Origin of the sequence: Patulibacter americanus DSM 16676 (assembly GCF_000420025.1) — a bacterium.
GTDB classification, from domain to species: Bacteria; Actinomycetota; Thermoleophilia; order Solirubrobacterales; family Solirubrobacteraceae; genus Patulibacter; species Patulibacter americanus.
The window spans coordinates 93,717-111,129 of sequence record NZ_ATUD01000013.1; the positions used below are offsets into that span (position 1 = coordinate 93,717).

The 17,413-nt window shown below is 74.0% G+C and carries 17 protein-coding genes; 15 read left to right on the top strand and 2 right to left on the bottom strand.

The genetic code is table 11. From position 1 onward, the window contains the following. The first annotated feature begins 6 nt into the window (after positions 1 to 6). Genes F593_RS0117925 through F593_RS0117940 form a run of 4 tightly spaced genes read left to right on the top strand, consistent with a single transcriptional unit; the run spans position 7 to position 4,783 of the window. Entirely contained in the window at positions 7 to 582 is a 576-nt protein-coding gene (locus F593_RS0117925) for a DUF4126 family protein (protein ID WP_022930124.1), read from the top strand. A gap of 45 nt (positions 583 to 627) precedes the next feature. Beyond that, on the top strand, positions 628 to 2,358 hold the full coding sequence (locus tag F593_RS0117930; RefSeq protein ID WP_022930125.1) for an alkaline phosphatase family protein: 1,731 nt from the start codon (positions 628 to 630) through the stop codon (positions 2,356 to 2,358). Then, positions 2,355 to 2,816, top strand: coding sequence for a GtrA family protein (locus F593_RS0117935; RefSeq protein WP_022930126.1), 462 nt, complete (start codon positions 2,355 to 2,357; stop codon positions 2,814 to 2,816). Before F593_RS0117930 ends, F593_RS0117935 begins: the two co-directional genes overlap by 4 nt. Further along, entirely contained in the window at positions 2,813 to 4,783 is a 1,971-nt protein-coding gene (locus F593_RS0117940; protein ID WP_022930127.1) for a PepSY domain-containing protein, read from the top strand. The genes F593_RS0117935 and F593_RS0117940 overlap by 4 nt, the downstream gene beginning before the upstream one ends. Positions 4,784 to 5,109: 326 nt before the next feature. On the opposite strand, the gene F593_RS0117945 is transcribed toward F593_RS0117940, so the two are convergent. After that, the gene (locus tag F593_RS0117945) at positions 5,110 to 5,910 is read right to left on the bottom strand and encodes a TIGR00282 family metallophosphoesterase (protein WP_022930128.1); all 801 of its coding nucleotides are present in this window, start codon (positions 5,908 to 5,910) and stop codon (positions 5,110 to 5,112) included. Between the two features lie 116 nt (positions 5,911 to 6,026). Then, a complete protein-coding gene (locus F593_RS0117950) occupies positions 6,027 to 6,497 on the bottom strand; it encodes a hypothetical protein (RefSeq protein ID WP_022930129.1) in 471 nt (156 codons plus the stop codon). A 188-nt stretch (positions 6,498 to 6,685) separates the two neighbouring features. On the opposite strand from F593_RS0117950, the gene F593_RS26395 reads away from it, so the two are divergent. The 11 genes from F593_RS26395 (at position 6,686) to F593_RS28760 (ending at position 17,408) form a co-directional block, all read left to right on the top strand. After that, positions 6,686 to 7,375 carry an ABC transporter ATP-binding protein gene (locus F593_RS26395; RefSeq protein ID WP_022930130.1) on the top strand — a complete coding sequence of 230 codons (690 nt, stop codon included), beginning with the start codon at positions 6,686 to 6,688 and terminating at the stop codon, positions 7,373 to 7,375. 70 nt (positions 7,376 to 7,445) lie between these two features. Beyond that, a complete protein-coding gene (locus F593_RS0117960) occupies positions 7,446 to 8,831 on the top strand; it encodes an ABC transporter permease (protein WP_022930131.1) in 1,386 nt (461 codons plus the stop codon). A gap of 69 nt (positions 8,832 to 8,900) precedes the next feature. Continuing rightward, on the top strand, positions 8,901 to 9,881 hold the full coding sequence (gene hemB, locus F593_RS0117965; RefSeq protein WP_022930132.1) for a porphobilinogen synthase: 981 nt from the start codon (positions 8,901 to 8,903) through the stop codon (positions 9,879 to 9,881). Between the two features lie 105 nt (positions 9,882 to 9,986). Next, a complete protein-coding gene (ahbA, locus tag F593_RS0117970) occupies positions 9,987 to 11,078 on the top strand; it encodes a siroheme decarboxylase subunit alpha (protein WP_022930133.1) in 1,092 nt (363 codons plus the stop codon). A gap of 170 nt (positions 11,079 to 11,248) precedes the next feature. Then, entirely contained in the window at positions 11,249 to 12,526 is a 1,278-nt protein-coding gene (gene hemL / locus F593_RS0117975; protein WP_033208249.1) for a glutamate-1-semialdehyde 2,1-aminomutase, read from the top strand. Next, the gene (locus tag F593_RS0117980; protein ID WP_022930135.1) at positions 12,523 to 13,272 is read left to right on the top strand and encodes a hypothetical protein; all 750 of its coding nucleotides are present in this window, start codon (positions 12,523 to 12,525) and stop codon (positions 13,270 to 13,272) included. Before hemL ends, F593_RS0117980 begins: the two co-directional genes overlap by 4 nt. Positions 13,273 to 13,371: 99 nt before the next feature. Next, positions 13,372 to 14,043 carry a QcrA and Rieske domain-containing protein gene (locus tag F593_RS0117985; protein WP_022930136.1) on the top strand — a complete coding sequence of 224 codons (672 nt, stop codon included), beginning with the start codon at positions 13,372 to 13,374 and terminating at the stop codon, positions 14,041 to 14,043. A 5-nt stretch (positions 14,044 to 14,048) separates the two neighbouring features. Continuing rightward, complete coding sequence (locus tag F593_RS26400; protein WP_022930137.1) at positions 14,049 to 14,786, top strand: cytochrome b; 738 nt, start codon at positions 14,049 to 14,051, stop codon at positions 14,784 to 14,786. Then, positions 14,783 to 15,613: a c-type cytochrome gene (locus F593_RS26405; protein ID WP_022930138.1), complete on the top strand. Its 831-nt coding sequence runs from the start codon at positions 14,783 to 14,785 to the stop codon at positions 15,611 to 15,613. The genes F593_RS26400 and F593_RS26405 overlap by 4 nt, the downstream gene beginning before the upstream one ends. Positions 15,614 to 15,933: 320 nt before the next feature. Next, complete coding sequence (locus F593_RS26410; RefSeq protein WP_022930139.1) at positions 15,934 to 17,019, top strand: polyprenyl synthetase family protein; 1,086 nt, start codon at positions 15,934 to 15,936, stop codon at positions 17,017 to 17,019. A 92-nt stretch (positions 17,020 to 17,111) separates the two neighbouring features. Next, complete coding sequence (locus F593_RS28760) at positions 17,112 to 17,408, top strand: twin-arginine translocase TatA/TatE family subunit (RefSeq protein WP_022930140.1); 297 nt, start codon at positions 17,112 to 17,114, stop codon at positions 17,406 to 17,408. The last annotated feature ends 5 nt before the right edge of the window (positions 17,409 to 17,413 follow it).

Here is a 17,413-nt window from a genome sequence, read left to right on the forward strand (position 1 = left end):
GCCTCCATGAACTACCTCCTCGACCTCCTTCAGGGCATCGGCGTCGCCGCCGCTGCCGGCGCCAGCCCCTTCCTCCCGCTCGCGGTCGCCGCGATCGCGGGCTTGGTGAATCTGGGCGCTGACTACGAAGGGACGACGTTCTCGTTCCTCGAGTCGCCGGTGCTCATCGCCCTGGCGGTGCTGCTCGCGGTGGTCGGTCTGGTGGCCCGCCGCAAGCTCGAGTCGCCCCAGGCGGAGCGCGTGATGCTGGGCCTCGGCGTGGTCTTCGGCGCCGTGGTGACCGCCGCGACGATCGCCGACCGCAGCGACACGTGGTGGCCCGGCCTGATCGCCGGCGCCCTCGCCGCGCTGATCACCGGCCTGGCGGTGCAGTCGCTGCTGCGCCGCACCCGCGCGCGCCTGGAGGACGAGCAGCGCACCCTCCTCTCCGTCGGCGGCGCCCTCGGCGCGGGGCTCGTGGCCCTGCTCTCGGTCGTCCTCCCGCCCCTCGGGCTCGTCGCCGTCGCGGCCGGCATCTGGCTCTACGCCGGCGGTCGCAGGCAGGACACGAGCAAGCACGCCGGGCTGCGGATCCTCCGCTAGACCCGGCCTGTCCCGCCCCCGACCGCGACCGATCGCCCGCCTCGCGTGACCGTCGCCCCTGACCGCGCCGACGCCGACCGCGGCACCCCCGACCGCGATGACGCCGACCGCGCCGCCGCCCGCGTCCGTGCCCCTTCCCGGGTGACGGACGCCGACCGCACCGCGGCCCAGGCCGCCGCGGCCCGCCGCGCGGGCCCGGACGGCCGCCGACGCCTGGTCTTCGCCGTCGTCGACGGCTGCTCACCGCCGCAGCTGCGGCGCGCGATCGACGAGGGTCGAGCCCCGATGCTGGCCCGCGCGGTGGAGGAGGGGCGGCTGCACGAGTCCGTCGCGGCGTTCCCCTCCGTGACGCCCGTGTGCGCCACGGCGCTGGCGACCGGGGTGCGCCAGGACCGCCACCGGATCCCGTCCATCAACTGGTGGGACCGCTCCCGCGGGCGGTACGTGGAGTACGGGTCGAGCTTCTCGGCCTCGCGGCGGCTCGGCATCGCCCGGCAACTCGCCGACGTGACCTACCACCTCAACGGCCGCCACCTGGCGCCCGAGGTGCCCACCGTCTTCGAGTCGCTCGACGACGCCGGGGTGCGCACCGCCGGCACGACGTTCCTGATCACGCGCGGCCGCTACCGCCACGCCATCGCGCGCGACCGCACGATGACCAAGCTCGCCGCCTCGGTGTTCCGCGCGCCGATCATGGGGCCGCGCGAGCTGTTCTTCGCCGACCTCGTCGCCACGCGGGACACGCCGTGCCGCTCGCGGTTCGGCCACCCGGGCATGCGCGACCAGCACGCGGGCTGCGTGTCGGCGCACTTGGTCGAGCACGACCTGGCGGACTTCATCCTCCTCTCGCTGCCCGACAACGACACGCACAGCCACAAGCACGGTCCCGAGGCGCAAATCGACTCGATCGCCCTGGCCGACGAGGAGCTGCGCCGGGTGATCGACGCCGCCGGCGGGCCGGACCGGTTCTTCGCCGAGTGGGCGCTCGTCGTGGCCTCCGACCACGGCCACACGCTCGTCGAGCGCGCCGCCGACCCGCGGCCGGCGTTCGAGCCGTTCGGCATCACCGGGCCGAAGGGTCCCGGCAAGAAGGACCGGATCGCGTACTCGCCGGCCTCGCGCGCGGCCATGGTCTACGTGCTCGACCCGCTCGAGCGCCCCTCCCTGCTGCCGCAGCTGGTCGACGCCGGACGCGAGGCCGAGGGCGTCGAGCTCGTGATCTGGCGCGAGGACGACGGCACCGCGGTCATCGCGAGCGGGTCGGAGAGCGCGGCCATCGGCGAGCTGCGGTTCCGCAAGGTGGGGGAGGGCGACTCCCGGCCGGTCGACGTGGCGGGCACGGGGCGCGCCCCGCAGACCGAGCCCGACGGCTGGCGGACCGTCCGCGACCAGCGCGGCGGCACGTGGCAGGTCGCGGGCGACCTCGACGTGGTGGGCGCCACCGTGCAGGACGGCGTCCTGTCGAGCGCCTCGCACCCCGATCCGCTCGGGCGCTGCTGGTCGGCGCTGACGTGCGTCAACAGCGGCGATCTGCTGCTCTCCGCGTCGGCCGGCGTGGAGTTCCCGGACTGGGGCGGGGTCCATCACCTCGGCGGCGGCAGCCACGGCTCGCTACGCGCGGACGACGCGGTTGGCATCCTGATCCATACGGGTCTGCACGATCAGGACGACCCGCGTGGTCGCCCGGAGCTCGACCCGGGCGCCTGGTCCATCGAGGACGCCACCCCGCTCATCCTGCGTCACTTCGGCGCGACGCCCGCCCAGACGCCCGCATGAACACGTCCGAGTTCGAACTCCCCACGCCCGCCGCGGTCACGCTGCGCGGCCGCCTCGCCGCCGCCGTGCGCAGCCCGCAGGCGTGGGCGCAGCTCCTGCGCTTCGCGGTCGTCGGGGCGACGGGCACCGTCGTCAACCTGGCCGTCTTCGCGATCCTCTCGGGTCCGCTGGGCTGGGACTACCGCGTCGCGGCCGTGGCCGGCTTCGTCGTCGCGGTGACCAACAACTTCGCGCTCAACCGCCTGTGGACGTTCCGCGACGCCGAGGGCCACGCCGGCTTCCAGGCCGCGCGGTTCGTGGCGGTCAGCCTGGCGGGTCTCGTCGTCAACCTCTTCGTCCTGCACGTGCTCGTCGACGGCTTCGGTGCCGGCAAGCTCGTGGGCCAGGCCGTCGCGATCGCCGCCGCCACACCGATGAGCTTCGTCGGCAACAAGCTCTGGAGCTTCGCCGAGCGATGACGCTCCGCCGGCCGGTTCTCGCCGTCGTCCTCCTGCTCCTGGCCCTGGCCACGACCGTGGGACTGGCGGGGCTTCCGGATCGGGCGGCGGCGCAGGGGGCGGGTGCGGGGAGCGGGAGCGGCGCGCAGACGGGTGGTGCGCCGGGGACGGCCGCACCCCCCGGGGTGGCCGAGGAGGCGCAGGGGGCACGCACGCTGCCCGGCTCCGGGACCCCGGCCCTCAAGCCGACGACGGCCGGGTCGACCGACCCCAACGCGGTCACCAACCCGGCGACGCGCGACACGCCGCCCGCCGGCCACCGCCTGACGGCGGACCAGGCGCAGCGGATCGCGCGCGCCGACCCGAAGGTCGCGAAGGTCCGGCGCGAGACGAAGGGCTCCTACGACTCCATCTTCCTGAAGGGGCAGACGCGCTGGCAGCTCTCGCTCTACGCGCCCGGCAAGCCGCTGACCGAGATCGGGCAGGTCCTCGTCGACGACCGCACGGGCAAGGTCACCGAGTCGTGGGACGTCCCGTACGTCGCGTGGACGATGGCCCGCGGGTACGACGGCGCCTTCGGCCGCTCGGTCACGAACCCGTGGCTCTGGGCGCTGCTGCTGGTCCTGTTCCTGCTGCCCTTCGTGCGCCTGCGTCCGCTCCGCGGCCCGCCGGTGCCGCTGCTGCTGCTCGCCGGGTTCACCGCCCCGCTGGCGTTCTTCAACAACGCCCGGCTGGACTGGGCGGTGCCGCTGAGCTTCGCGCTCCTGGTCGGGCTGTTCGGCTGGGCGACGTGGCGGGGCGTGCACCGGCCGCGCAAGCCCGCGAGGGACGTGCGGATGCTGCTGCCCACGGGCGGGCTGGTGTTGCTCGGGGTGGCGCTGCTCGTGTTCCGGATCGTCCTCAACGTGACCGACGGCAACGTCATCGACGTCGGCTACGCCAGCGTGGTCGGCGCGTCCAAGGTGGGGGCGGGCGAGACGGTCTACGGGGTGTTCCCGTCCGACGTCGGCCGCGGCGACACCTACGGCCCGCTGACGTACCTGGCCTACGTGCCGTTCGAGCAGCTGTTCCCGTGGGGCGGCCGCTGGGACGACCTGCCCGCAGCGCACGCCGCCGCGATCGGCTTCGACGTCCTCGCGGCGACGCTCCTCTTCTTCGTCGGTCGTCGCCAGGAGCACGACGGTCGCGCGGGCACCCGGCGGGGCATCCTCTACGCCTACCTGTGGCTCGCGTGCCCGTGGACGGCCTACTGCCTGAACTCCAACGCCAACGACGCGCTCCCGGCGGCCGCGCTGGCCCTGCTGCTCCTCGTCGGTGCCCGCCCCTTCGCCCGCGGCATGGCGGCGGGCGCGGCGGGCGCGGCGAAGATCGCCCCCTTCGCGGTGCTGCCGGTGCTCATGACCCGCAGGCGCGTGGCGCCGACGGTGGCGGTGGACCACGGCCCGCCGGCGTTCTGGCCGACGCGGCGACGCGGGGACGGCCCGGCGCGCGGCGTGCTCGGCGCGGTCCTCGTCCTCCTCGGCGCGCTGGTCGTCGTGGCCGTCACCGCCCTGATCGCATTGGACGGGCGTCCGCTCCGGGTCCTCTTCGACCGCACGATCGGTTACCAGGCGGGCCGCCCGGCGCCGTTCATGCCCTGGGGCTTCTACGACTGGCTCGACTGGGCGCGCGACCCGGTCCGGTACCTCGCGATCGCCTTCGCCCTGGTCGTGGCCGTGCTGCCGCGCCGCCACGACCTGACGGGCACCGCGGCCCTGGTGATGGCCGTGATCCTGGGCCTGCAGCTGGCCACGGAGTACTGGTTCTACCTCTACCTGACGTGGCTGATCCCGCTGATCTTCGTCGCGGCCGTCGGCGACCGCCGCCTGGCATGGCCGGGCATCGCCCCGGCCCCGTCGGTGATGCCGCGGATGCACGGTCCGCTGACGCGCGAGGACGCCCCGTGGGCGACCGACGCGCCGGCGACGGGCAGCACGCGGGCGAGCTGACGGGGCGGGGCGGCGCGGCGCGGGGCGGCCGCGATCGCTCGTCCGGACGCCGGCGTACGTCCTGACGCCGGCGTACGTGCCGACGCCGCGGGCCGCCGGGCGGGCCCGACGAGGTGTTGCGCGGCCGAACCGCACACGCATCGCGGCGATATGTCCTGAGAGACATATCCCATGTCCCTGAGGACATACCGCCCCGCGACGCGTGCCGTTCCGGCGCGGACGGCCACCGCAGCCGCACCCGTCCCCGGCGCGGCGTCTGGTCCGGCCCCGCCGCGGCGTCTGGCCCGTCGCGGTGGTGCCCCGTCCGGAGCCGGAACGCCGCTCCCTCAGTACAGGAGCGGCGAGACCTGGATCGGCTGGATCGACACGGCGCTCAGCGGCTTCTCGCCCGCGCGGATCAGGACGGCGCAGAGCCACGGGTCGCGCTCGGAGGGCTCGAACCGCACCGGGAGCTTGGTGCGCATCGCCTCGATCGCGAGCTCCTTCTTCACGCCGATGACGGAGTCGCGGGGGCCGCACATGCCCACATCGGTGATGTAGGCGGTGCCCTTGGGGAGCACGCGGGCGTCGGCGGTCGGCACGTGGGTGTGGGTGCCGACGACGGCGGTCACGCGGCCGTCGAACTCCCAGCCCATCGCGACCTTCTCGCTCGTGGCCTCGGCGTGGACGTCGATCAGGATGTGGTCGCAGCCCTGGCGCAGCAGCTTCTCGACCTCGGCCTCGGCCAGCGTGAACATTTGCCGGCCCGGGTCGAGGTAGAGGTTGCCCATGACGTTGAGCACGCCGAGCTTGATCCCGTCGCGCTCGACGACGCACGAGCCGTGGCCGGGCATCGAGGGCAGGTAGTTCGCCGGGCGCACGATCTCCTTCACCTCGTCGAGGTAGGACCACACCTCGCGCTGGCGGAACGAGTGGTTGCCGAGCGTGATCGCGTCGACGCCCTGCGAGAACAGGTCCTCGGCGATCTTCGACGTGATCCCCACCCCGCCCGCCGCGTTCTCGCCGTTGACGACGACGAACGTCGGCCGGTGCTCCTCGCGCAGCGCCGGCAGCGCCGCCCGCAGGGCCTTGCGCCCGATCGACCCGATCACGTCGCCGATGAAGAGCACGGAAGGCGCGTCAGACATGGGATCAGGGTCGCAGGGCGGGGGCCAGGGGCGGCTCCCGCCCGCGCCTCAAAGGCCTGACGGCGGCCGCAGTCGCCCGGTGTAGCGGCTCCGTCGCCCGCGTGCCGCCCCGCGCCTCAGGCCGTCGGATCCGGGTACCGCTCCGGGTGGTCGAGCTTGTCGCGCAGCGCCGCGATCGCCCGGAGGATGCCGGTCGTCTCGTCGTCCAGCGGCTGGCCGGCGGCGTGCGTCTCGGCCTGCTCCAGGTGGTCCCGGGCGCGCGCCGGATCGCCGAGCTTGCGGTAGCCCTCGCCCAGGTTCAGGTGCAGCGAGGGGTAGAAGGTGCGGATCCCCACGCCGCTGGGGTCGCCGCGCTCGGCCAGCGCGTCGGCGGCCTCGAGGGCGAGCAGGTCCCAACGGACCTCCTCGGCCGGGTCTTCCTGGGCGTCGGCCATGATGTGCGCGACCCAGATCCGGTGCTTCGGATCGCCGCTCGCGCCGATCTCGGCCCACAGCTCGCCGTAGATCGCCCGCGCCCCCGCGCGGTCGCCGCCCATCAGCCGCTGTTGCCCCTCGAACGCGCGCTGCATGATCGGGTCGTCGTTCACGCTCGTCGCTCCTGGCTCGCCTGCGGCCGGACGACCGCCCGGCGACGGTAGCCGCGCGGGCGGACGCACACCCGCCGCCGGGGCGGATAGCCGCCGACCACCGCGCGGTCGCGCCGGACCATCTGCCGCGCCGCCTCGGCCGGGCACACCCGCCCCCGCCCGTCCCGCCCCCGACTACCATCCGCCGCGTGTTGCGCGCCGAGGGCCTCGTACGCCGCTACGGCGACCGCACCGTCCTGGACGGGGTCGACGTCGTGGCGGCCGCGGGCGAGACCGTGGCGATCCTCGGGCCCAACGGCGCGGGCAAGACGACGCTCCTCTCGCTCCTCGCCGGCCTGCAGCGGCCCGACGGCGGCACCGTCGGTCGACCCGCGCGCGAGGTCGGCTGGGTGCCACAGCAGTCCGCGGTCTACCGGCGCCTGACGGTGCGCGAGAACCTGGCGCTGTTCGCCCGGCTCGACGAGGTTCCCGACGCCGCCGACCGGGTCGAGCGGATGCTCCACCAGGCCGACCTGCTCGACCGCGCGGACGACCGCGTCGGCAGCCTCTCCGGCGGCGGGCAGCAGCGGGTGAACGTCGCGATCGGTCTGCTCGCCGACCCGCCGGTCGTGCTGCTCGACGAGCCGTCGTCCTCGCTCGACCCCCGCCAGCGCGAGCGCATGTGGCGGTTCCTCGGGGCGCTCGCCGCCGAGGGTCGCGCGGTCGTCTTCTCGACCCACGACGTCGGCGAGGCCGAACGCTATGCCGATCGGCTGATCGTCCTCGTGTCCGGACGGGTCGCCTTCGACGGTCCGCCGGCCGAGCTCGCGATGGGCGGCGACGGCGACCTGACCCGCGCGTTCGTGGCGCTGGCCGAGGCGGGGGAGGACGCGGCATGAGGATCCGCCACACCGTGTCGCGCTCCGCCGGGAAACGCCGGTGCGACGTTCCCGAGGTGGGAAGCGCCGCATGAGCCGCCTGTCCACCGTCGCCGCCCTCGCCGGGAAGGACGCGCGGATCGTCCGCCGGTCGCCCGTCCTGCTGGGCCTGCTGATCGTCTACCCCCTGCTCGTGGCGCTGCTGCTCGGCCTGGCGCTCTCGGGCGGGCCGGCGAAGCCGAAGGTCGTCCTCGTCAACCTCGTCCCGACGGGGGCCAGCACCGTGGAGACGGGGACGGGCACCGTCGACGCCCGCACCTACGCCCGGCAGCTCGTGCGCGACACCCGCGTGACCTACGCCGACACGCGCGCCGAGGCCGAGCGGATCGTGCGCGACGGCGATGCGGTCGGCGCGATCGTCATCCCGGAGAACACGATCGAGCGCCTGCGCGGCGTCCTTTCGCTGCGCGGATCGCCCGACCTGCCGACGATCGAGGTCCTGACGAACGACGCGGACCCCGTCCGGGCGCGCGCGCTCCGCGAGCTCGTGAAGGCGCGGCTGGCCGACGCGAACGCCGAGATCTCGCGTCGCCTGATCTCCGTCGCCGGCCAGTACCTCGGGGTCCTGACGACGGGCGGCAACCTCAACCTCTTCGGGAACAACGCGGACATCCTGGGCCTGCGCCAGGCCGGCGAGATCATCGCCCGCGCCGCGGCCGAGACCGACCCGGGGCCGACCCGCGACGAGCTCGTCCGCGTGCAGCGGTTCGCCGAGCTGGCGGCCCGGAACCTCGCGCTGGCCTCCCCGCTGATGCAGTCGGTGGCCGACCCGATCCGCGTCGACCAGCGCAGCGTCACGGGCCCGGCGGTCGAGCTGGACACCTACGCCGCCGCGGTCGCGGCGACGGTCTCGCTGCTGCTCGTCGCGGTCCTGCTCGCGGCGGGGCTCGTGGCGCTGGAGCGCGAGGAGCGCACGTTCGGCCGCCTCGTCCGCTCGGCGGTGCCGACGGGCGCGCTGCTGGGGGCGAAGACCCTGCTGGCCGGAGCGGCCGGAGCGGCGGTCGCCCTCGTGGTCTCCGCGGGTCTGGCAGCGTTCCTCGGCCTGGACGCCTCCCGTGGGCCCCTGTGGATCCTCGCCGCGGTCGCGGGCGGCGCGGCGTGCGGCGCCCTGGGCGTCGCCCTCGGCGCGATCGGCGCGGCGGGCGGCGACGTCCGCGCGGCCAGCCTCCTGGCGATCCTGCTCCTCGTCCCCGTCGTCGTCATCGGCCTCGTCCCCGAGGGTTCGACCTCGGGCGGCGTCACCGCGGTGGTCGACGGCGCGTCGGCGCTCTTCCCCTTCCGCCCCGGCCTGCGCCTGACGACGGCGGCGCTCGAGCACGGACCGGTCGTCGAGCCGCTGCTGCACCTGGTCGTGCTGACGGCGGGGTGGTCGCTGGTCGGCTGGTGGGGCCTGCGGCGCACGGACCGGGCGGCGTAGGGGGCGGCCGGCCCCCTTCCGTGCCCCCTCGCACCGGCCCGCCCGCCGCCTGGTCCTACGATGGACTCCATGGCCTCCTTCCCCCGTTCCCGGCCCCGCCGCCTGCGCCGCACGCCCGCCCTGCGGGCCGCGGTGCGCGAGACGATCCTGCGGCCGGAGCAGCTCGTGCTGCCGATCTTCGTCGGCGAGGGGCAGGACGGGCCGGTGCCGATCGAGGCGATGCCCGGGGTGGCGCGGCACACGGTGGAGGGGGCGGTCGAGCTGGCGCGCGAGGCGCGGGACGCCGGGGTCGGCGGGCTCATGCTGTTCGGGATCCCGCTGCACAAGGACGCCGAGGGCAGCGGCGCGTGGGACGACGACCAGGTCGTGCAGCAGGCCAGCCGCGCGATCCGCGAGGGCGTCGAGGGGATCACCGTCGGCACCGACCTGTGCCTGTGCGAGTACACGGACCACGGGCACTGCGGGCTGCTCGACGGCCACGGCCACGTGCTGAACGACCCGACGCTCGAGCTGCTGAGCCGCGCCGCCGTCTCGCAGGCCGCCGCGGGCTCCGAGGTCATCTACCCCTCGGACATGATGGACGGCCGCATCGGCGCCATCCGCGACGCGCTCGACGCCGCCGGCCACACGGACACGATCATCGTCGCCCACTCGGGCAAGCTCGCCTCCTCCTACTACGGCCCGTTCCGCGAGGCCGCGGGCTCGACGCCGGCGTTCGGCGACCGCCGCAGCTACCAGATGGATCCGGCCAACGGCGACGAGGCGATCCGCGAGGCGCTGCAGGACGTCGACGAGGGCGCCGACATGATCATGGTCAAGCCCGCCGGCCCCGCGCTCGACCTCATCCGCCGCACGAAGGACGCGACGAACATGCCGATCGCCGCCTACCAGGTGAGTGGCGAGTACTCGATGATCAAGGCCGGCGGCGCGGCGGGCTACGTCGACGAGTCCCTGGTGATGCTCGAGTCCCTGCTCGCGATCCGCCGCGCGGGGGCCACGACGATCGCGACGTACTTCGCCATCGAGGCGGCCCGGGCGCTGCAGGGCTAGGGACGGTTCCCGCCACCCCCCGCGCACAACGGGCCGCCCCGTGCGACCCGTCAACCACGGCCCTCGCCCCGTCCGTACCATGGAGGGATCGACCTGAGGAGCCCCATGGCCACCAGTGACAAGACGGCTGTACCGAAGATCCGCAGCCGCAAGGAGGGGTCCGCCGTCCCCCTCGACGACGTGGACAAGGCGCTGATGAACACGCTGCAGGGCGCGTTCCCGCTGGTCCCGCGTCCGTACGCGGAGATCGCCACGACGGTGGGGATCTCGGAGGACGAGGTGCTGCAGCGGACGCAGCGGCTCGAGAAGGAACGCATCATCCGGCAGGTCACGCCGATCTACGACACGCGCGCGTTCGGCTACGGCTCGATGCTCGTGGCGGCGAAGGTCGACCCCGAGCACCCGTGGGGCCCCGCGAAGATCATCAACTCGCACCCGGGCGTCAGCCACAACTACCTGCGCAACCACGACTTCAACATGTGGTTCACGCTGGCGGTCGAGGAGGACTCCAAGCTCGGCCTGCAGGGCACGCTCGACGTGCTGCAGGAGCTCACGGGCGCCGAGTCGATCCGCCAGCTCCCGACGCTGCAGCTGTTCAAGATCCGCATGGACCTGGACATGGCGGGCGACACGAAGGACCTCGCCACCGCGGGCGTCGCGATCGCCCCGGCCGAGACGGAGCGCCAGCCCTACGACGAGTTCGACAAGAAGGTCGTGCGCGAGACGCAGGGCTCGCTGCCGATCGTGCAGGAGCCCTTCGCGCCCGCCGCGAAGGCGCTCGGGATCTCGCAGGAGGCGCTGCTCGAGCACCTCGAGGGCATGACGGAGCGCAAGCTCCTGCGCCGCGTCGCCGCCATCCTCTTCCACCGTCGCGCGGGCTTCTCCGCCAACGGCATGGGCGTGTGGCAGGTCGACCCGGACCGCATCGAGGAGATCGGCATCCGGATGGCCGCCTACCGCGGCATCAGCCACTGCTACCAGCGGCCGACGTACGCCGACTGGAAGTACCAGGTCTTCACGATGGCCCACGGGCGCTCCAAGGAGGAGTGCGACGCCATCCTCGACGCGATCGCGAACGAGGTCCCCGGCATCGAGGACCGCTCGACGCTCTACTCCTCCACGGAGTTCAAGAAGATCCGCCTCCTGTACTTCACGGAGGACTTCAAGAACTGGGAGCGGGAGAACGCCGGGGTCTGACCCCGCACCACCCGCCTCAGCGGTCCTTCCCGTCCCGCCGACCCGGTGGGACGGCCGCAGGACCGGGTATCGGCAGGGTCCGGCCGCCCGCCGGCCCTGACCGACCGACCGGCCCGCTCGACGCGCCCCACCCACCCCGCGCCCTCACCCCCGGAACGACCGTGCCCCCCATCTCCCTCACCGACGCCCGCTCCGCCGAGCTCTACGCCCGCGCCCGCCGCGTGCTCCCCGGCGGCGTCAACTCGCCCGTCCGCGCGATGCGCTCCATCGGCCGCGACCCGCTCTTCGTCGAGCGCGCGACCGGGGTCGACCTCGTCGACGTCGACGGCAACCGCTTCATCGACTGGGTCGGCTCGTGGGGGCCGCTCATCCACGGCCACGCGCACCCGAAGATCCTCGAGGCCGTGCACGCGGCCGCCGAGGCGGGCACCACGTTCGGCGCGCCGACGATGGTCGAGGTCGAGCTGGCGGAGGAGATCGCCTCCCGCGTGCCGTCCGTCGAGATGATCCGCATGACGTCGTCCGGCACCGAGGCGTCGATGAGCGCGATCCGCCTGGCGCGCGCCGCGACGGGCCGCGAGAAGGTCGTGAAGTTCGCGGGCCACTACCACGGCCACGTCGACGGGCTGCTCGCCGACGCCGGCTCCGGGCTGGCGACGCAGGGCATTCCCGCGTCGGCGGGCGTGCTCGCCTCGGCGACCGCCGCCACGGTCGTCGTGCCCTGGAACGACGAGGAGGCGGTCCGCGAGGCGCTCTCCGGCGACGACGTCGCCGTCCTGATCGTCGAGCCGTACCCCGCGAACATGGGGCTCGTCCCCCCGCAGGACGGGTTCCTGCAGTTCCTCCGCGAGCAGACCGAGGCCCACGGCACGCTGCTGGCCTTCGACGAGGTCATCTCCGGCTTCCGCGTCGGCCCGGGCGGCGCGCAGGAGCGCGAGGACGTCACGCCCGACATGACCGTCATGGGCAAGATCCTCGGCGGCGGCCTGCCCGCCGCGGCGTTCGGCGCCTCGCGCGAGCTCATGGAGCGCCTGGCTCCCCTGGGCGACGTCTACCAGGCCGGCACGCTGTCCGGGAACCCGCTGGCGGTCCACGCGGGCCTGACGAGCCTGCGGATGCTCGACGACGACGCCTACCTGCGCCTGAACGAGACGACGACCGCGCTGGCGACCGGCCTCCGCGAGGCCGCGGGCGACCGCCCCGTGGAGGTCGTGAGCGTCACGGGGCTCGTCACCGTCTTCTTCAGCGCCACGCCGGTCCGCAACTACGACGACGCGAAGGCGTGCGACACCGAGGCCTACGCCCGCTGGTGCCGCGGCCTGCTCGCGCGCGGGATCTACGCGCCGCCCTCGCAGTTCGAGGCCCTGTTCGTGTCCCTCGCGCACGAGCCCGAGCACGTGGCGCAGACGGTCGAGGCCGCCGCGGCCGCCTTCGAGAGCGCCTGGTGACGGACGACGCCCTCAGGGAGCGGCCGACGGGCCACCCGACGGCCGGCGAGGGTCCGGGGTCCGCCCCGGACCCCGGCACGACCGCGCCCGCGTCCGACGCCCCGACGGACGCCGGCACCGACGCCCCGGCGGACGCGACCGCCCACGCCGACGCCCTGAGCGCGATCGCCGCGGCCATCCGGGCCGAGGGCGGTCTCCTCGCCGACGTCACCGCCGACCCGGCCCCGGACGCCGACCGCTCCCTGCAGGCCGCGGTCGACGCCACCCCCCGCGCGGCGGTCGTCGGTCCCGACCTGGCGCTCGCCGCCGAGGCGACGCGCGAGGCCGAGCTGCTCCACCACGCCCCGGAGCACGCGCGGGTGCTGTGCACGGACGACCGCGACCTGGCGCTGTTGGCCGGCGACCGGCTCTACGCGCTGGGCCTGGAGCGGCTCGCCGCGGGCGGCTGGACGGCCGAGGTCGCGATCCTCGCCGACATCGTCGCCCTCGCCGCGCGGATCCACGCCGACACGGCGTGGGAGATCGGCCCGGCGACCCCGGGCGTCGTCGCCGGCGGCACGGGCGCGCCCGACGACGCCGCGGCCCGCACGGAGCCGCTCTGGCGGGCGGCCGCGCAGGCCCTCGGCGGGGGTCCCGAGCACCCGGCGACGGTGCTTCTGCAGGCCGCGCGGACCGGTCGGATGCCGGATTCGGCAGCGCTCTTGCAGGCCGCGCGCCCAGTGCCCGACGGCTCGCCGGCGCCCTAGCACGTTCAGCGGACCGCAAGCGCGGATCGCGACGCGCTCCGGGCAGGTACGATCCGCGAGTCCACGCTTCCCTTGTGGACGCACGCAGGAGCCTCACACGTGTCCGATCGACGCCCAGAGCAGAGCAAGTACACCCTCGACCGCGGCATCCCCGGAGCCTTCGAGGGGGAGACCATCACGCGTCGACGCCTGATGGTCTTCGCAGCGAACGCGACGGCCGGCGTCGCCATCGGTGGTGTCGTCCTGGCCGCGACCGGCTTCGCTGCCGGTCAGCCGTTCGTGGAGGTCGACACGGGCTGGCACGACGTCGGTCCGCTGGACGAGATCCCGGACGACACGTACCTGCCGCGCGTGATCACGCTCGATCCGCGCACCGGCCAGGTCGGCAAGTCGACCATCTACGTGCGCCGCCGCAACGAGGCGGTCGACACGGAGAAGCCCGACAAGTGGAACCAGATCATCGCGATCTCGTCCCGCTGCATGCACATGGGCTGCCCCGCCCGCTACGTGCAGGCCGCCAAGAACTTCGTCTGCCCGTGCCACGGTGGCGTCTACGACTTCCGCGGTGAGGTCGCCGCCGGTCCGCCGGTCCGTCCGCTCGACCGCTTCTACACGCGCGTCGTCGACGGTCGCGTGCAGGTCGGCAAGCGCTTCTCGGTGAACTCGCAGATCGAGCGCTTCTCGCCCCGGCCGCCCGGACAGCCGCTCGACGGCATCGGGCAGTACCTGTACCCGTCGCGCCCGACCCAGCGCAAGATCCCGGGCACCTGATCCTCATGGCGAAGAAGACCCCCAAGCTCGCCAGCGCGAAGGAAGCCGGCGTCCACGCCGTCGACTTCGTCGACGAGCGCACATCGATCTCCGGCACGCTGCGCTGGGTGATGTTCCGTCCGATCCCCAAGGGGACGAACTGGTTCTACACCCTGGGCACGGCCACCATGGTCGCCTTCATCAACCAGGTCATCACGGGCATCGTGCTCGGGATGTACTACGAGCCGTCGACGACGCGCGCGTACGAGTCGATGAAGTACATCAACAACGAGGTCTTCCTCGGCGAGTTCGTGCACGGCATGCACCGCTGGGGCTCGTCGGTGATGGTCATCCTGATCTTCCTGCACATGGCCAGGACGTTCTTCTTCGGCGCGTACAAGTACCCGCGCGAGCTGAACTGGGTCATCGGCGTCGCACTGCTGGTGCTGACGCTGCTGATGTCGGTCACGGGCTACCTGCTGCCGTTCGACCAGCGCGCCTACTGGGCGTCGGTCGTCGCGATGAACATCGCCGGCAACGCCCCGCTGATCGGCCCGTTCACCCCGGACATCGCCCTGGGCGGTCCGGACGTCACCACCTTGACGCTGTCCCGCTTCTACATCATCCACATGATGTTGATCCCGGGCGCGATCATCGCCCTGATCGGCGCCCACCTGTACCTGGTGGTCAAGCTCGGCACGACCGCCCCGCCGTGGGTCCGGGCTGACAAGGTCAGCGCCGACCTGAAGGAGCACGAGGGATGAACCAGCGCGAGAAGGAGGAGTACCTCCGCGAATACGCCGTTCTGAAGTCGGCGGGCAAGCCGTTCTTCCCCTACATCATCGTCAAGGACGGCGTGATGATGATCGTCGTCATCGGCGTCATCATGCTGATGTCGATCATGCTCGGTGGCGAGCTGACGGCGAAGGCCGACGCGACGACGACGACGTACGCGCCGCGACCGGAGTGGTACTACTTCTGGGCGTTCGAGCTGCTGCGCGTCATCAAGCCGCCGTACCTCGTCTCGCTCGCGACCGTCGGCATCCCGACGATCGCGATCCTGCTCCTGATCCTGCTGCCGTTCTACGACCGCAACCCGGAGCGCCACCCGCTGCGCCGCCCGGTCGCGACGACGGCCGGCATCTTCATCATGGGCGCGATGTTCTTCCTCTCGTACCTCGGTGCAGAGGCCGGCGCGCCGTCGCAGGTCGAGATCGGCCCGCCCCCGGCGATCGCCGAGGCCGGCGGCGCCACCATGCTCAAGTGGGACGCGGGCCGCAAGCTCGTCGCCCAGAGCTCCTGTGGTGGCTGCCACAAGATCGGCGAGAACGGAAACGACGGCCCCGGGCCGCCCTTGACCGAGATCGGTGACCGCCTGAAGGAGGGCGCGATCCGCGAGACGCTGATCAACCCGACGCGCCCGATGCCGTCCTTCGCCCAGCTGGGTGCGGACAACATCGACAAGATGGCGTTCTTCCTGGCCTCCCTCAAGTCGGGCGGCGAGGGCAAGGGCACCACCGGCGGTGGCGCCGAGGGCACCGGCGAGGAGTCCGAGGGCGGCTCGACCCCGGGCCAGTCCCCCGGCGGCTGAGCCACGCCCGGCGGCGGTTGACCCCCGCCCCCGGCGGCCGGGCGATCCGCCCGGCGCCGGACCGGTCCGTCCCGAGGAGCGCCCCGCGCTCCGGGTCGGATCACCAGAGCGTTGATCCGGACGGCCGGGCCCTTGGGCCCGGCCGTTTCGCGTACTGGGAGTCGAAGTCGGGATTCGGCCGCCTATAGCGGCCGAATCCCGCTCTCGGCCCGGAGCAGCGAGGACGTGACCCGGGCCGCGCGGGGTGGTGCCGTTCTCCGCGGCCCGCGGGCGCGGCCCCCATCTCGCCGCGGGAGCATCCGGCAGCTACCCTCAACTCGATGAGCACGGCCGCAGGCGCCCCCGACCATCGCGCCGCCGCCCCGGTCCCCGGGGCCGCCCCCGCCGCCCCCGCTGCCCCGGCGGTCCCGCCCGCCCCCGCGGTCCCCGCCGTCATCGCCCCGATCGTCACCACGGCCGGCGCCCACGTCCCTGACGTGCTCGCCGAGATCGAGCGCACCCTCCGCCACGCCGCCGCCCCCGGCAGCGCCCAGATCGACCAGGCCGCCCACGGCACGGTCGCCGCGGGGGGCAAGCGCCTGCGCCCCCTGCTGGCGATCATCGTCGGCGGACCTGCCGTCGCCGAGCCGGGCTCCGCAGCGCGTGAGGCGGTCGTCCGGGGCGGCGTGGCGGTCGAGCTGACCCACACGGCGACGCTGCTGCACGACGACGTCCTAGACGCCGGCCTGCTGCGCCGCGGCGAGCCCACCGCCTACGCACGCGACGGTCGGGCGGCTGCGACCTGCTTGGGCGACGTGCTCTTCGCCGGGGCGTTCGCCACCCTCGCCGGTGGCGGGAGCGCGGCCGCCCTGCAGATCCTCGCCGCCGCTAGCCGCGACCTGGCCCGCGGCGAGCTGATCCAGCGCGCCGACGCCTGGTCGACGGCGATCGACGAGGCGCGGTACCTGCACCGCTGCCACCTGAAGACGGGGGCGCTGTTCGAGGCCGCCGCGCGGCTCGGTGCCCTGGCGGCGGGCGAGGACGACGCCGCCTTCGCCCGGTTCGCCGCGGCGATCGGCGTGGCGTTCCAGCTCTTCGACGACGTGCTCGACGTCGTCGCGCCGCCGGAGCAGACGGGCAAGCCCCGGGGCAGCGACCTGCTCGACGGCACCGTCACCCTGCCGATGCTGATCGCCCGCGAGCGCGACCCGGCCCTGGCCGCGCTCGACCTGCGCGAGATCCGCACGTCGGAGCAGGCGGCCGAGGTCTGCGACCGCATCGCGGCGACCGGCGCGACGACGGCGACGGAGGCCCGGGCCCGCGAGCTCGTCGCCGACGGCGTCGCGGCCCTCCCTTCGGATCTGGACCCCGCCCGGCGCGCGGCCCTCGAGCTCGTGGCCCGCGGCGTCATCGACCGCCGCCTGTAGGGCGACCGCCCGCGCGCCAACCCGACCCCCCAGGCATCCAAGGCGCGCTCCCCAGCGTTCCTTTAACCGACATGACCTGGGAGGATCCCCATATGTACCTCGCCATCGGCGCCCCCGGCCTTCCGGAGCTCCTCGTCCTCCTGGTCGTCGTCCTCCTCGTCCTGGGGCCGAAGCGGCTGACGGGCGTTGGCCGCTCCCTCGGCACGAACGCCCGCGAGTTCAAGGACTCGATCACGGGTGGCGACAAGGACGAGAAGAAGAAGGCGAAGAGCGATCTGCACGCCGCCCCCCACGAGGACGCCGCAGGCGCCCCCGCTCCGCACGAGGGTGCGGAGGAGACGGTGACGGGCGAGCCGGTGCCTGAGTCGCGCCGCACGCCCCGCACCTAAGCGCC